The sequence below is a fragment of the Acinetobacter sp. ANC 4169 genome (genome assembly GCF_002135355.1).
GTDB lineage: Bacteria > Pseudomonadota > Gammaproteobacteria > Pseudomonadales > Moraxellaceae > Acinetobacter.
In genome coordinates this window covers 130,191-145,339 of sequence record NZ_NEGE01000002.1, presented here as the reverse complement: position 1 = coordinate 145,339, position 15,149 = coordinate 130,191, and the positions used below count along the sequence as shown (strand labels likewise).

Here is a 15,149-nt window from a genome sequence, read left to right as displayed (position 1 = left end):
TATTTTAAAATAGGGGCTTTTTGATCTGAATCATTGTTTAGATTTTATCTATTTATAAACTTTATTCAGTCACTTCAACGGTTAAGCCATAAGTAAAGTTATCTGTTGCCGGTTTTTTAGTGGCATCAGGATTTGCTTCCGGATAAGACGCAGTCATTAAGTAAATACCGGCTTGTTCGAATTTAATTTCGACTTCACCCTTGGCATTGGTTTTGACATGCGGCTGTTCACGTTTGGCATTTGGCTCGTAACTGCTGGCACCTTTAAATACGTCCACTTCAAGATTCGGTACCGGTTTACCATTCATTAACACTTGAGCTTTGAGTGATTCACCGGCATAGAGCTCATTTGGGTGAGTCAACAATTTAAACTCAAAACCTTTTTTGCTTGGTAAAGGAATAGCAGATGGTTTGCCTTTGGTGACATAGCTTTCAGCAATCAGGTGATTGGTCACTTCAAGTGTTTTTGCATTTGCTGGCACTTGGTCTGCTGCAATCATACGTGGTGGCTGGGTCGGCGCGGGTGCTTTTTGAGCCGTTGCTGTTTCAGCAGCTTTGGCAGGTGCAGGATTTTGCATGCCTGCGCGTACTGGACGCACACGTAACCAGCGGCCATCAACCAAGGCATATTTGCCGCTATTCCCTACGGCATCCTGAGTACGGATACGGTAAGTGCCATCCGTAGGTAAATCGACTTCTGCAATATTAAAACGCTTTAAAGTCGCTGCTGCGGTGACCGGTTTTTGCTGGCCATCAGGTTGGGTAATGACATAACTGGTTTTAAAATTATTTCCTGCGACAAAAAATTTCTCGACCGTAATCGCACTTTGGAAGCTGATATTAGATGCTGCCTTGGTATCGAATACTTCAGGCAGTAAAAAAGGGCTCATGGTGTGTGCATGAGAAAGGACCGGTAATGAGGTCAGTAAAGCAATTTTGAGCCAGTTATTCATTGTTAAGAACTCCAGTAAAGATTTATTTAATATAATGCGTGTAATCTACTTGATAATTACTATCATTATCAATAATATTCATAAAAAATATTCTGGAGAATCAGCATGTCATCTGCTGCAAGAAATTTCTATCCGCTGCATAAAGCCTTTCGTCTTTCGCCACTGGTCATGGCACTGGCACTGATTTCTCCTTTTCATGCCAATGCTGCTGAACCTGGCGATAAAATAGAACAATTCGAACAGATCGCGACCCAGACTCATCGTTTTCATCGTGACTATGTCTTGGGAACTTCTTTAGATGTGGTGGTGCAAGGAGCATCTCAACAAGAAGCCAAACGTGCTGTAGATGCCATACAGAAAGAAATTGGCCATTTGGATAAGTTGTTGTCTATCTGGCGCGATGACAGTGAAATTACTGCCTTAAATAACAATAAGCAGGGCAATGTCTCCGCTGAACTGTTTGAAGTGATTGCAGCCTGTGAAAACTGGCGTGATAAAACCTGTGGTGCTTTTGATGCCCGTTTAGGACAACTGATCACTTTATGGGAAAAGTCCCAAGGTGTGGTTCAGCTGGATCAAGCCACCCGTAGTCAGGTACTGAATCAGTTAAAAGCAGACAGCGTAAAACTGGATGCAGAACAACGCAGTATTGCCATGGATGATGCAGTGAAATTTGCACCGGATGCCTATGCCAAAGGTTATATTATTGACCGTGCGCTGGTGGCAGCACGTGAAGCTGTTCCAAGCATTGAAGGTCTATTGGTTGATATTGGTGGTGACATCCGGGTTTGGGGTAATGCACCGCAACAACAGGGCTGGAAAGTTGGTGTGCAGAATGCATTTGTGAATACCGATAACACTGCGCCACAACAGCTGCTGAATTTAAATGATCAAGCCATTGCCGTAAGTGGCCAAGGTTACCGTACCCTTGCCGGACAAAGCCATCTGCTTGATCCGAAAACAGGCATGCCTCTACAGCAAGTTGAACAATGTGTTGTAGTCGGTCAATGTGCAGCAGATGCCGATGCTTTGGCGACAGCCTTGGCTGCAATGACACCTTCAGAAGGTTTGGAGCTGATTGAAGCTTTAATTGGTTATGAAGCGAAGTTGACTTTAAGCAATGGTGATGTGCATCAAACTTCTGGCTGGAACAGTCTGGTGCAAACACCACAAAATGCAGAAATGCGTACCGTGGCCAGCCAGTCTTCTGCAAAATGGCCAGCGGGTTATCAAGCCATTGTTGATTTGACTATTCCTAAAATTGATGTTGAAAAATACCGTGCGCCGTATGTTTCAGTTTGGGTCACCGATGCCAATAAAAAAATTGTGCGTACCTTGGCAGTGTGGGGCAAAGATGAAAAATGGATCAACTCCAACTATGTCTGGTATCGCCGTTATGGCCGTCAAATGCCCAATCTGGATGCAGTGGCCAAGCCTTCACGTCAACCGGGTCATTACAAGTTGGCCTGGGATGGTAAAGATGAAACAGGTAAGCCAGTCGCAGCAGGTAAATATCTGATTCATATTGAAACCTCACGCGAACACGGCGATCATTCTTATCAAACCTTTGACCTGGATGTAAAAGCCAAAGCTTCAAACCAGACCTTGGCTGCACAAAAAGAAATTGGCGCAGTTAAACTTAATTTCCAGAAAGTGAACTAAGGCTAAATACGTGTATCAACGTCGTGATTTTTACCGCCATGCGCGCTATCTGCATGGCTGGCTTTCAGCTTTTGCCTTTATCACTTTGTTATTTTTTTCTGTGACCGGTCTTTTGCTGAATCATCCTGAATGGTTTGAACCTGCCAAAACAGAAGAAACCACTAAACTGATTTTACCTGAGTCGGTTCTAAAATCGATTAAGCAAACCGAGAACCCAAGCGATACGATTTTGAATTTCGTCCGTCAACAGCACAATCTGGTGGGCCGTTATCAAAGCAGCGAAGTGATGGACAATGAGGTGATGATTCGCCTGGAAAGCCCGGCCGGTGCGACCGATATTTGGGTCATGGCCGATACCGGTGAAACTGAAATCACCCAAAAGCCGGCTTCTACAGTGTCGCTGCTGAATGATTTGCACCGGGGTAAAAATTCAGGTCTGGCGTGGAGCTGGCTGATTGATATCAGCGCGATTATTTATATTGTGTTGTCCTTGGCTGGTTATATTCTATTTCTAAGCATTAAAACCCGTTTGGTCACCCATCTTGTGCTGACGGCAGTCAGCCTGGCAATGATTATTTTACTGATCTGGTCTGCGGTATAGGAAAGATCATTTCATGACATATTCTGTTGCTATAGTTTTAATTGCATTGGTCATTTTACTGTTGCTTTATGCGATATGGATCGCTTATCTGATTCTGATTAATCATCAGCACAAACCAAAGGCGGTATTGGGCCAAAATGATGATCTGATTGTTTTCGCGACGCAGTCCGGTCAGGCAGAACATTATGCCCGGCAGACGGCGCAACAGTTGGAACGCATCGGGCAAAGCATGAGCGTCGTTGATATTCAATACTTGACGGTTGAACAATTGCGAGCAGCCAATAAAGTTTTGTGGTTTGTGAGTACTTATGGGGAAGGCGATGCGCCTGATACGGCACGACTGGCGATAAAAACCATCTTTAGCGATTCTTCTTTAGACCTTTCACATCAGTCGTATGCCATTTTAGCTTTAGGCGATAAACGCTATACGCATTTTTGCCAATTTGGACAGGTTATAAATCAATACTTGCAGCAGCATCATGCGAAAGCTTTGTTTGACATGGTCTGTGTCGATCACTTGAAGCGGGCAGATTTGAATCTCTGGACACAAAGTTTAGAACAGATCACAAAACAACAGTTCACAGTTGTTGAACCAGAACAGAATTGGCAGCCATTTATTTTAAAAAATCGGGTGTGCTTAAATACGGGTAGCCAGGGCAATCCGATTTATCAAATTCAACTGTCTTATGCAGAAAGTACAACTTGGTCATCAGGCGATATTCTTGAAGTTCAATGTGGTAATCGGCTTGAAGATATACAGGTATTTTTACAAGCTCAGCAACCAACAGTGAATGAAGATTTACTAGTGGCATTGCAGTTTAAGAATTTAAGACAAGTTCCTGAACAGTTGCTGAATGAGTCTTTTAAAGATTGGATTCAACGTTTTGATAATTTGGCTATGCGTGAATATTCTATCGCCAGCATCCCTGAACAAGGAAACGTTGAATTGGTGGTTAGACAGGAAATAACCGCGACTGGTCTAGGTTTAGGCTCGGGTTGGTTAACGGAATATGCAACGTTGGAACAGAACATTCTGGCCAGAATTCGTTCTCATCCATCTTTTCATTTAAAAGCCTCGCATCAGCCTTTAATTTTAATTGGCAATGGTACCGGTATTGCAGGCTTGGTGGCTCATCTGGTACAAAGACAGCAATGGAATGAGCCGCAAAACTGGCTGATTTTTGGTGAACGACAACAGCAGTTCGACCATCTTTATAAAGACCAGATTCAACTGTGGCAAGCGCAGGGTTTTCTGCCTGAAGTGGATTATGCATTTTCCCGTGATCAGGCGGAAAAAATCTATGTTCAGCATATCTTGCAGCAAAAATCGGCACAGCTTTTAAGCTGGATTGATGCGGGCGCCGCCATATATGTTTGTGGCAGTTTAAAAGGCATGGCACAAGAAGTGGAGCAAACCCTGTTAAGTCTTTTAGGTGCTGAACAATTAGCACAGCTGAAACTTGAAGGGCGTTACCAGCGGGATGTCTATTAAGTTGTCGCATTAAACTCAGCATAAAAAAGGGCATGTTTACATGCCCTTAGTTCATTAGTTTATCGTTAAAAAGTAGGCGGCATATAAGTTAAAGTTCGACCCAGGATCCATAATAAGAATAAGACCAAAGGAACATGGAAAACCAGCTGGGTCACGGTAAAGCCAATCACATCTTTGGCTTTGAGTTTTAAGATGCCTAGCATTGGTAACATAAAGAAAGGATTGATCAGGTTTGGAAGTGCCTCAGCAGCATTATAAATTTGCACTGACCAGCCTAAATGGACTTTTAAATCATGTGCTGCCTGCATCACATACGGCGCTTCAATAATCCATTTCCCGCCACCAGAGGGAATAAAGAAACCGAGAATGGCTGAATAAATACCCATCACAATGGCAAAGGTTTCTTTAGAGGCAATCGAGACAAAAAATTCCGCAATATAGTGCGACAGGGACAAGTCTTGTGCATTCATGGCACTGGTCATAATGAAAGCAATACTGCCATACAACGGAAATTGAATCAGCACACCGGATACCGCAGGTACGGCTTTGGACACGGCATTTAAGAAATTTCGGGGTGTGCCATGCAAGGCAATTCCGAGCATTAAGAAGATAAAGTTATAGGTGTTCAGGCTGGAGATCGCGATAATCGGATTGCTTTTGGTAAATTCGTTGAACATCCAGATCAGACCTAACGCGACAATCAGAATACTCAAAACGGGAGAATTTTCCAGCCAGTCTCCTGGTCGTTTACTGAGCTGAACGTCTTTCTTTTCATCTTCAAACTGGATGGGAAAGTCGTCCAGGGTTTTAATGCTATTGCCTTTCGGCGCGGACCAGAAGGCAATCGCGATCGAGGCAATAATCAGTACGCCAGTCATGATCATTGACTGTGGCAAGAAGATGGTTTCAGTAAAAGGAATCACGCCAGTTAAGTTGTAAATCGGCTCAGGCAAACTGGCTTTATTGGCCTGTAATTGCGCAGCGGATGAACTGATGCCCAGTGCCCAAGTCGCGCCCATGCCAATAATGGCAGCTGCCGCGGCAGCACGATAGTCCATATTCAGCTCTTTACGTTTTGCTAGGGCAATGACTAAAAGAGCGGTCAACACTGTGCTCATGGCCCAGTTAATTAAAGAAATACATAAACTGACGGTGGCCACCATCACAATGGCCTTACGGCCGGAAGTCGGAATCTGTGCCATTTTTTGAATCAGTAGTTCTACCGGTTTGGATACGGAAACCACATAGCCGACCACGATCAACATACACATTTGCATAGTAAACGGAATCAGGCTCCAGAATCCGTTACCGAATGAAATGGCCACATCTTGCACAGGTGCGCCTATACCGATGGCTGCAATCGCCACAATGACTACGCCTAAAAGTGCAAAGATGTAGGAGTCGGGAAACCATTTTTCTGACCAGTCACTGACTTTCAGGGCAAAGCGTTGCAAGATATTTTGCGAGTTATCCATACTTTTCATTTCCTTGTTATAGTTGAAACTCTTGTTTTAAAGCAGGCAAATCCATGCCAGAAATGATTTCCCCTTAAAACTTTAGTCAGCTTTAAGGGGAGCAGGAGAATAGAAGATTCCATCAACACAGCATTACTGAAGCAGTTTTACCCCAGTGACTTTTTGAATCTCTTCAAAGCTGACATCTTTCGCCAGTTCCACCAGTTTGACACCCTCAGCGGTAATATCGAGCACCCCCAAATCACTGATAATCCGGTGTACCACGCCCTTACCGGTCAGTGGCAGGGCACATTGCTGTACAATTTTTGGCGTGCCATCTTTGGCGCAGTGTTCCATCAACACCACCACTTTTTGTACACCTGCGACCAAGTCCATGGCTCCACCCATGCCTTTGACTTTTTTACCCGGAATCATCCAGTTGGCCAAATCACCGGTTTGGGAAACTTCCATGGCACCCAAAATGGCAATGTTGACATGACCGCCACGAATCATGGCAAAAGAGTCAGCGCTGGAGAAAAAAGCCGCACCTTTACGAGCCGTGACGGTTTGTTTGCCGGCATTGATCAGGTCGGCATCGACCGTTTCCTGAGTTGGAAATTCACCAATCCCGAGCAGGCCATTTTCCGACTGTAACCAGACATCCATATTTTCAGGAATGTAGTTTGCCACCAATGTCGGCAAGCCAATGCCTAAATTGACATAGAACCCATCTTCCAGTTCCAAAGCGGCACGCTGTGCCATTTCATTACGCGTCCAAGCCATTTATACCGCCTCCGCTTTTAATGTCATTTGTTCGATGCGTTTTTCAGGATGGGGATTTAAAATAATCCGGTTAATATAAATTCCGGGAAGGTGAATTTCATCTGGATCCAAATCGCCAATTTCGACAATTTCTTCCACTTCAGCAATGCTGATTTTGCCGGCCATGGCACAGACAGGATTGAAGTTTTGTGCGGTTTTACGGAAAATCAGATTGCCGGCTTTATCGGCTTTATAGGCTTTGACCAAGGCAATATCGGCAGTTAAGGAATTTTCCAGAATATATTCCTTGCCATCAAATTCACGAACTTCTTTACCTTCAGCAATTAAAGTGCCGACACCGGTCTGGGTAAAAAAGGCCGGAATACCGGCACCGCCAGCACGTAATTTTTCAGCCAATGTACCTTGCGGGGTCAGTTCGACTTCCAGTTCGCCGTTTAAATATTGACGTTCAAATTCTTTATTTTCACCCACATAAGATGAAATCATTTTTTTGATTTGTTTGGTTTCCAGCAAAAGACCCAAACCAAAACCATCCACACCGGCATTGTTGGAAATACAGGTCAGCTGTTTGGCACCAGTGTCTTTGAGGGCCGCAATTAACGCTTCCGGAATACCACATAAACCGAAACCACCGACTGCTAAGGTTTGACCGTCTTTGACAATATCTTGTAAGGCCGCTTGTGCACTTTCATAAACTTTATTTGGCATTTAATCCCTCTTGTTATTCCTGGTCAGTCCTGGGTATGACCAACTTTAATTTTTTTATCAGTTTAAAAATCGCCGCTTTGTGTCAGGCACACCGGGTTTGCCAATAGGCATTGGCATAGTTTGATGGATTATTGCGCTTTAACACCTGACTGATGTTACGGCTAGCCTGCATTAAGGCATCCAAGTTGATGCCGGTTTCAAAACCCATCTTAGACAATAAGTAATACAAATCTTCCGTAGCCACATTGCCCGAAGCACCTTTGGCATAGGGGCAGCCGCCCAAACCGGCAATCGAAGAATCAAACACCCGAATGCCTTGATTAAGCGATTGATAGATATTGGCAATCGCCATGCCGTAGGTATTATGAAAATGCCCGGCTAGAACCTGACTGTCCAATTCGGCAAGGCAAGCATCCCAGACCTTTTTCACCCGATCGGGAGTGGCAGTACCAATGGTTTCTCCTAAGGACACTTCATAGCAGCCCATATCCAGTAAGCGTTTACTGACTTTGGTGACTTGAAGCGGATCAATGGCACCTTCATAGGGACAATCCACCATACAAGAGACATAACCGCGAACTTTGATGTTATTGGCTTTGGCAGCTGCCATGACATCGGCAAACTTTTCAAAGCTTTCGTCAATGGAACAGTTGATGTTCTTGCGGGTAAAACTTTCAGAAGCTGCGGTAAACACCGCAACCTCTTTACAGCCAACTGCCAGTGCAGATTCAAAACCTTTTAAATTCGGGGTTAGCAAGCTGAACTGGATATTGGGATCTTGCGGCAATTGGGCAAAAAGTGCATCACTGTCTGCCATTTGTGGCACCCATTTCGCCGAAACACAGGAACCTACTTCAATTGCCTGCAAACCGGTTTTCATTAAATCCAGAATCAGGTTTTTGCGGTCATCCAGAGTGAGGGGCGTCTTTTCATTTTGCAGGCCATCGCGTGGCCCAACTTCAACGATTTTGACGAAATCAGTCATGCGACTTCCTCCGTCAAGGCCTGAAATTCCACCAGTTCATCACCGGCTTTGACTTGGTCACCGGCCTGGAAATAGGAAGCTGCAACAATACCGTCATGTGGTGCACGAATTGAATATTCCATTTTCATGGCTTCAAGCGTCATCAGCACATCGTCTTTTTTTACCTGATCGTTAGCAGCAACCAGAACTTGAGTAATTACGCCTGGCATTGGTGCTTTTAAATTGCCTTCAGTACTTTGTGCATCATCAGAACTAAATTTTTGATTCAGATAACTAAACTTATGGCTTTGACCATTTTTGAAAATGGTGAGGCCATGTGCATTTTGGCTAAATGCAATTTTGTCCTGTTTGCCGTTAATATTGAAATGTGCAGTATTATTATTATTTAAAAGCTGTCCGGAAATATGGAATTTTTCACCTTGATATTCAGCCACAAAACCTTCTTTTTCAGCACTTAAATTGACTTGAACAAGGGTCGCATCCAACTTTAATTTAATGGCATAGCTTGGGCTGATATTCACGCGCCATAGCGTTTCACTTTGCCAGACCGGATTGCTTGCCGGTTTATTTTTGCTAAAACGTAATAATAATTCGGTCAGTGCCGTTGCCACGATCAATTCAGGGGCTAAAGATTGAATATTTTTAAATAAAAATTCATCTTCACGCTGGATCAGGTTGGTATCCAGTTTGGCACTTTTAAATGAATCACAGCGAATGATGCGGTCCAGGAAAGCGATATTGTTGCCCAAACCATCGACATGGAACTGACCTAAGGCATGGTGCATTTGCAATAAAGCAGCTTCACGGTTTTCGCCCCAGACAATCAGTTTGGCAATCATCGGATCATAATAGCTGCTGATTTCATCGCCTTGAACAATGCCGCTGTCGACACGAACATGCTGATTTTGTTCAGGGTAATGCAGATAGCTAATTTGACCAATTGCAGGAATAAAGCCTTTTTCCGGTTCCTCGGCATAGACGCGCGCTTCAATGGCGTGGCCGTGAATTTTTAACTGATCTTGCTGTTTCGGTAATGGCTCACCAAAGGCTACACGCAACTGCCATTCCACCAGATCAACACCCGTGATCATTTCAGTGACCGGATGTTCAACTTGTAGACGGGTATTCATTTCCATGAAATACGCGGTACCGTCTTGCTCGACAATAAATTCAACCGTGCCGGCACCGACATAATCGACCGCACGCGCGGCATCAATCGCGGCTTGGCGCATAGCATCGAGTTTGTCTTGTGAAACCAACGGTGCTGGCGCTTCTTCAAGCACTTTTTGATGACGACGCTGTACTGAACAATCGCGTTCAAATAAATGCACATAGTTGCCGTGTGAGTCGCCAAATACCTGTACTTCAATATGACGCGGATTAATCACATAGCGTTCAATCAAGACTTCATCATTGCCAAAGCTGGATTTAGCTTCGCTTTTACAAGATGCCAGTGAACTCAGGAAATCTTCACTGCGTTCAACCAGACGCATGCCTTTACCACCGCCACCGGCACTGGCTTTAATCAGCACAGGATAGCCAATGCCATCAGCCTGTTGTTTTAAAAATTCAGCATCCTGATTGCTGCCGTGATAGCCCGGGGTTAAAGGCACACCAGCTTTTTCCATCAAGGCTTTAGAGGTGGCTTTTAAACCCATGGCCAAAATGGCGGCGACCGGTGGACCAATAAAATTGATGTTGTTGGCTTGGCAGGCTTCGGCAAACTGGTCATTTTCCGACAAGAAACCATAACCTGGGTGAATGGCTTGTGCACCAGTTTTTACCGCGGCTTGAATAATACGATCAATCTGTAAATAACTTTGTGCTGCCGGGGATTCACCAATATAAATGGCTTCATCGGCAAGTTTCACGTGTTGTGATTGTGCATCGGCATCGGAATAGACCGCCACCGTTGCGATTCCCAGTTTTTTTGCGCTACGAATCACACGGCAGGCAATTTCACCACGATTGGCAATTAAGATTTTTTCAAACATTGTATGATCCTTATTATTGTTGTGCTGTAGAGATAATCCAGGAAGGACTTTGCTTATCTAAAAAAGCACTCAAGCCATTTTTTGCCTCTAATCCTTGGCGTACATGAGCAATATGTTGCGCTGTTTGCAGCAGTAATTCTTCAGTTAATACCTGCTGGTCGACCAGTTGAATCAGCTGTTTGGATGATGCCTGTGCTTTAGGGCCACCCAAAAGCAAGGCTTGAACAATTTCATCAATCTTGCTATCCAGCTCTTCAATCGCCGTGACTTCATGCACCAGACCAATTTTTTGCGCTTGCTCGGCAGTGATGCGTTCTGCGGTTAAGAAATAGCGAGAAGCCTGACGCGCACCGATGGCACGAATCACATAGGGGCTAATGGTCGATGGCGCCAAACCTAAACGAACTTCAGAGGTAGCAAACTTGGCATCAGAGCTGGCAATACAGATATCACAGGCTGAAGCCAGTCCCATACCGCCACCAAAAGCAATGCCGTGTACCCGGGCAATAGTTGGCTGTTTTAAAGTCGCCAGACTTTGTAACATTTTCGCCAGTTTCAGCGCATCGGCTTCATTTTCCGCTTGCGAAGCCTGACCTGCCTGTTTCATCCAGTTCAGGTCGGCGCCGGCCGAGAAGCTTTTGCCACGTCCGGCTAAAACCACGACACGTACATCATCACGGTTATTTAAAGACTGAAAGCAGGCATGCAGTTCTTCAATCACCTGGGTATTAAAGGCATTATGCAATTCAGCGCGGTTAATCCAAACCGTAGCCACCTGATTCTGTTGTTCGAGTTGTAAAAATTGATAGCTCATTTTTTCACCCCTTACATGCGGAATACGCCAAATTTGGTTGGTAAAATCGGTGCATTCAGCGCAGCTGCCAAACTTAAGCCCAAGACCTGACGTGTTTGCGCAGGATCAATCACACCATCATCCCAAAGGCGCGCTGAAGCATAATAAGGATGACCTTGGCGCTCGTATTGATCACGAATCGGTTGTTTAAATTGATCTTCCTGTTCGGCTGACCAGCTTTCACCTTTTTGCTCAATCTGGTCGCGTTTTAAGGTAGATAAAACGCTTGAAGCTTGCTCACCGCCCATCACCGAAATACGCGAGTTTGGCCAAGTCCACAGGAAGCGCGGAGAATAGGCACGACCACACATGCCATAGTTACCGGCACCAAATGAACCACCAATCACTAAAGTCAATTTAGGCACATTGGCATTGGCAACCGCCATCACCAGTTTGGCGCCATTTTTGGCAATGCCTTCATTTTCATACTGGCGACCGACCATAAAACCGGTAATGTTCTGAATAAAGAGCAGGGGAATATTGCGCTGGGTACACAGTTCAATAAAATGCGCGCCTTTTTGTGCAGATTCTGAAAACAGAATACCGTTATTGGCAATGATGCCGACTTTCATACCAAAAAGTTCAGCGAAACCTGTGATCAATGTCGTACCAAAGCGGGCTTTAAATTCATCAAAACGTGAACCATCGACAATACGGGCAATCACTTCACGCACATCAAAAGGCTTACGTGCATCACTTGGTACAATGCCGTACAGCTCATCTGCATTAAATAATGGTGCTTCAATTTGATGTGCGGTTTTATTGGGTTTTTTATTTAAGTTCGCCACGATGTTGCGGGCAATTGCAATCGCATGTTCATCATTTTCAGCCAGATGATCGGCCACGCCTGATAGACGGGTATGCACATCACCACCACCCAGATCTTCAGAGCTGACCACTTCACCGGTTGCGGCTTTTACCAGAGGCGGACCACCGAGGAAAATGGTACCTTGATTACGCACGATAATGGTTTCGTCCGACATGGCAGGCACATAAGCACCACCTGCGGTACAGCTACCCATCACCACGGCAATTTGGGCAATGCCTTGGCTCGACATACGCGCCTGGTTATAGAAAATACGTCCAAAGTGATCACGATCCGGGAACACTTCATCCTGCATCGGTAAATACGCACCACCAGAGTCCACCAGATAAATACACGGTAAATGGTTTTGTTCAGCAATCTCTTGGGCACGTAAATGTTTCTTCACCGTGAGTGGATAATAGGTTCCACCTTTTACCGTGGCATCATTGGCCACAATCATGCAGGTCACGCCATTCACCTGACCAATTCCGGCAATCACACCCGCAGCAGGCACATCATCCGGATAGACGTTATAAGCTGCCAATTGCCCAATTTCTAAAAAGGCAGTTCCGGCATCAATCAGATGATCAACCCGTTCACGCGGTAAAAGTTTGCCGCGAGCCAAATGTTTTTCACGGGCTTTTTCGCCGCCGCCTAAAGCGATCTGCTGCGCTTTTTGTTTCAAATCATCCACCAAAATCTGCATGGCAGTTTGGTTGGTTTTAAAATCTTCGCTTCGAATATTGATTTTGCTTTGTAATATATTCATTCTCGAACTTCCTTGTTATTCAGTGTACTAACGGACCGTGATTCAAGCTGTTTCATTAAACAGTTCACGACCAATCAGCATGCGGCGGATTTCAGAAGTTCCCGCACCAATTTCATAAAGTTTGGCATCGCGCCATAAACGTCCTGCTGCAAATTCATTGATATAACCATTACCGCCTAAGGTTTGAATGGTTTCACCTGCCATCCAGGTGGCTTTTTCAGCGGCATATAAAATCGCACTGGCTGCATCTTTGCGCAGACTGCGGCTATGTTCCGCCTTGTCACATTCCGCGCCCACGGCATACACCAGTGCTTTACATGCCAGCCAAGTCGAATACATATCTGCAATTTTGCCCTGCATCAACTGGAATTCACCAAGCGCCTGACCAAACTGTTTGCGGTCATGAATATAAGGAATCACCGTGTCCAGGCAGGCATCCATAATGCCCAGTGGACCGGCACTTAAAACCGCACGTTCATAGTCCAAACCACTCATTAAAACTTTGGTGCCATTACCCACACCGCCCAGCACATTTTCTTTCGGTACTTTTACATTGTCGAAGAAAAGCGGGTAGGTGTTTGAACCGCGCATGCCTAACTTATCGAGATGGGTGCCATGACTAAAACCCGGCATGCCTTTTTCAACCAGAAAAGCCGTCATGCCTTTAGAACCGGCTTTCAGGTCAGTTTTGGCATAAACCACCAATACATCAGCATCGCCGCCATTGGTGATCCACATTTTTGAACCATTCAGCAGGTAATGATCACCTTGATCTTCAGCTTTTAATTTCATGCTGACCACGTCTGAACCGGCATTGGGTTCCGACATCGCCAGAGCACCGACAAAATCGCCAGAAACCAGTTTAGGCAAGTACTTTTGCTTCTGTTCTTCGCTACCATTTCGCTTAATTTGGTTTACACATAAGTTAGAATGGGCGCCGTAAGACAAGCCAATCGATGCTGATGCACGGGAAATTTCCTGCATGGCAATAATATGGGCCAAATAACCAAGGTTAGTACCACCGTATTCTTCACTGACAGTCAGGCCAAGCAGTCCCATATCACCAAATTTTTTCCAGAGGTGAGCGGGGAATTTATTGTCTTGGTCAACTTGCTGAGCAATCGGTGCAATCTCCTTTGCACAGAATGCTGCGATTGAATCTTGTAAGGCAACTAGCGTTTCATCCAAACCGAAATTTAAGCTTTGTAGATTCATTTCTTCATTCATCCTGATGGTTATATTTGTTGTTCCAAAAAAGCATTGTTGTTGTGCTTGATTTTTACAATACAACTATTTTTTAAAAAAGTGAATCTAAATTCACAAAATGATTTACAATTCATTTTATCTGGTTGAGAATAAGATTATGAGTTATAAAAGATCATCGTTGATGCAGGAGCGAATGGAGCAAAACCGTGAAACGATTTTGCAGTCTGCTCGTGAACTGATTGCTCAAGGGGGATTTAAGGATGCGCAAATTCAGGCGATTGCTGAGCGTGCTGGCGTTTCCAGTGGTCTGGTTTATCGTTATTTCGATAATAAAAGCCAGGTGTTAATTGAAGTATTGTCGGATGCCATTCAGCATGAAATTCAAATTTTGAATAGCATTGCTGCAAGTCATCTGCCCGTTACTGAAAAATTGCACAAAGCAGTATCAACTTTCGTCAAACGTGCATTAAACAGTCCCCAGCTTGCGTATTCGCTGATGTTTGAACCTGTCGATGCTTCGATAGAGCATGAGCGTTTTCGCAGCAAACAACTGATTAAACAGAGCATTAATGAAATACTTGCCGAAGGGAAAATCAATGGCGAGTTTGGATTTGAAGATTTAAATACCGCAGCGCTGTGTGTGGTGGGCGCAATGACTTTTGTGGTCATTGAACCGTTAAATCCATCTAAAAATGTCAGGTTTGATCAGGCCTATAAAGACTATTTTGTCAAACAGATTGCCGATTTTTGTGTGAGTGGTGTTGATTTAAAGGAGGGCGAGTAATTAGTTAAACACAAGAACTAAGGCTGTTTGGGAAAGTCGTCTGAGTCAAAACAATTAAAGTGAAAGAATCATAATTACAAAGAATCAAGGAGAATGATTCA

At 44.6% G+C, this 15,149-nt stretch carries 13 protein-coding genes; 4 read left to right on the top strand and 9 right to left on the bottom strand.

All coding sequences use genetic code 11. From position 1 onward, the window contains the following. Nucleotides 1-61: 61 nt before the first annotated feature. The gene (locus B9T26_RS02075) at nt 62-952 is read right to left on the bottom strand and encodes a DUF4198 domain-containing protein (RefSeq protein ID WP_086198154.1); all 891 of its coding nucleotides are present in this window, start codon (nt 950-952) and stop codon (nt 62-64) included. A gap of 105 nt (nt 953-1,057) precedes the next feature. On the opposite strand from B9T26_RS02075, the gene B9T26_RS02070 reads away from it, so the two are divergent. Genes B9T26_RS02070 through B9T26_RS02060 form a run of 3 tightly spaced genes read left to right on the top strand, consistent with a single transcriptional unit; the run spans nt 1,058 to nt 4,707 of the window. Continuing rightward, a complete protein-coding gene (locus B9T26_RS02070) occupies nt 1,058-2,614 on the top strand; it encodes a DUF2271 domain-containing protein (RefSeq protein WP_086198153.1) in 1,557 nt (518 codons plus the stop codon). A gap of 10 nt (nt 2,615-2,624) precedes the next feature. Then, nucleotides 2,625-3,215, top strand: a complete 591-nt coding sequence (locus B9T26_RS02065; protein WP_086198152.1) for a PepSY-associated TM helix domain-containing protein — start codon at nt 2,625-2,627, stop codon at nt 3,213-3,215. 13 nt (nt 3,216-3,228) lie between these two features. Then, the gene (locus B9T26_RS02060; RefSeq protein WP_086198151.1) at nt 3,229-4,707 is read left to right on the top strand and encodes a sulfite reductase subunit alpha; all 1,479 of its coding nucleotides are present in this window, start codon (nt 3,229-3,231) and stop codon (nt 4,705-4,707) included. A gap of 65 nt (nt 4,708-4,772) precedes the next feature. Here B9T26_RS02060 and B9T26_RS02055 read toward each other — a convergent pair whose 3' ends face one another. The 8 genes from B9T26_RS02055 to B9T26_RS02020 all read right to left on the bottom strand — a co-directional run bounded on the left by B9T26_RS02055 (nt 4,773) and on the right by B9T26_RS02020 (nt 14,273). Next, nucleotides 4,773-6,182 (bottom strand): short-chain fatty acid transporter, encoded by a 1,410-nt coding sequence (locus B9T26_RS02055; RefSeq protein ID WP_086198150.1) that lies wholly within the window; start codon nt 6,180-6,182, stop codon nt 4,773-4,775. 132 nt (nt 6,183-6,314) lie between these two features. Beyond that, the gene (locus tag B9T26_RS02050; RefSeq protein ID WP_086198149.1) at nt 6,315-6,944 is read right to left on the bottom strand and encodes a CoA transferase subunit B; all 630 of its coding nucleotides are present in this window, start codon (nt 6,942-6,944) and stop codon (nt 6,315-6,317) included. After that, entirely contained in the window at nt 6,945-7,652 is a 708-nt protein-coding gene (locus B9T26_RS02045) for a CoA transferase subunit A (RefSeq protein WP_086198148.1), read from the bottom strand. It lies immediately after the preceding gene. An 82-nt stretch (nt 7,653-7,734) separates the two neighbouring features. Then, nucleotides 7,735-8,637 (bottom strand): hydroxymethylglutaryl-CoA lyase, encoded by a 903-nt coding sequence (locus B9T26_RS02040; protein ID WP_086198147.1) that lies wholly within the window; start codon nt 8,635-8,637, stop codon nt 7,735-7,737. Beyond that, nucleotides 8,634-10,631, bottom strand: a complete 1,998-nt coding sequence (locus B9T26_RS02035; RefSeq protein ID WP_086198146.1) for an acetyl/propionyl/methylcrotonyl-CoA carboxylase subunit alpha — start codon at nt 10,629-10,631, stop codon at nt 8,634-8,636. The genes B9T26_RS02040 and B9T26_RS02035 overlap by 4 nt, the downstream gene beginning before the upstream one ends. Before the next feature lie 13 nt (nt 10,632-10,644). After that, nucleotides 10,645-11,445, bottom strand: coding sequence for an enoyl-CoA hydratase/isomerase family protein (locus B9T26_RS02030; RefSeq protein WP_086198145.1), 801 nt, complete (start codon nt 11,443-11,445; stop codon nt 10,645-10,647). Nucleotides 11,446-11,456: 11 nt separating this feature from the next. Further along, nucleotides 11,457-13,058 carry a carboxyl transferase domain-containing protein gene (locus B9T26_RS02025; protein ID WP_086198144.1) on the bottom strand — a complete coding sequence of 534 codons (1,602 nt, stop codon included), beginning with the start codon at nt 13,056-13,058 and terminating at the stop codon, nt 11,457-11,459. A gap of 42 nt (nt 13,059-13,100) precedes the next feature. Continuing rightward, nucleotides 13,101-14,273: an isovaleryl-CoA dehydrogenase gene (locus tag B9T26_RS02020; RefSeq protein WP_086198271.1), complete on the bottom strand. Its 1,173-nt coding sequence runs from the start codon at nt 14,271-14,273 to the stop codon at nt 13,101-13,103. Between the two features lie 148 nt (nt 14,274-14,421). On the opposite strand from B9T26_RS02020, the gene B9T26_RS02015 reads away from it, so the two are divergent. Then, nucleotides 14,422-15,048 (top strand): TetR/AcrR family transcriptional regulator, encoded by a 627-nt coding sequence (locus tag B9T26_RS02015; RefSeq protein WP_086198143.1) that lies wholly within the window; start codon nt 14,422-14,424, stop codon nt 15,046-15,048. Nucleotides 15,049-15,149: the final 101 nt, after the last annotated feature.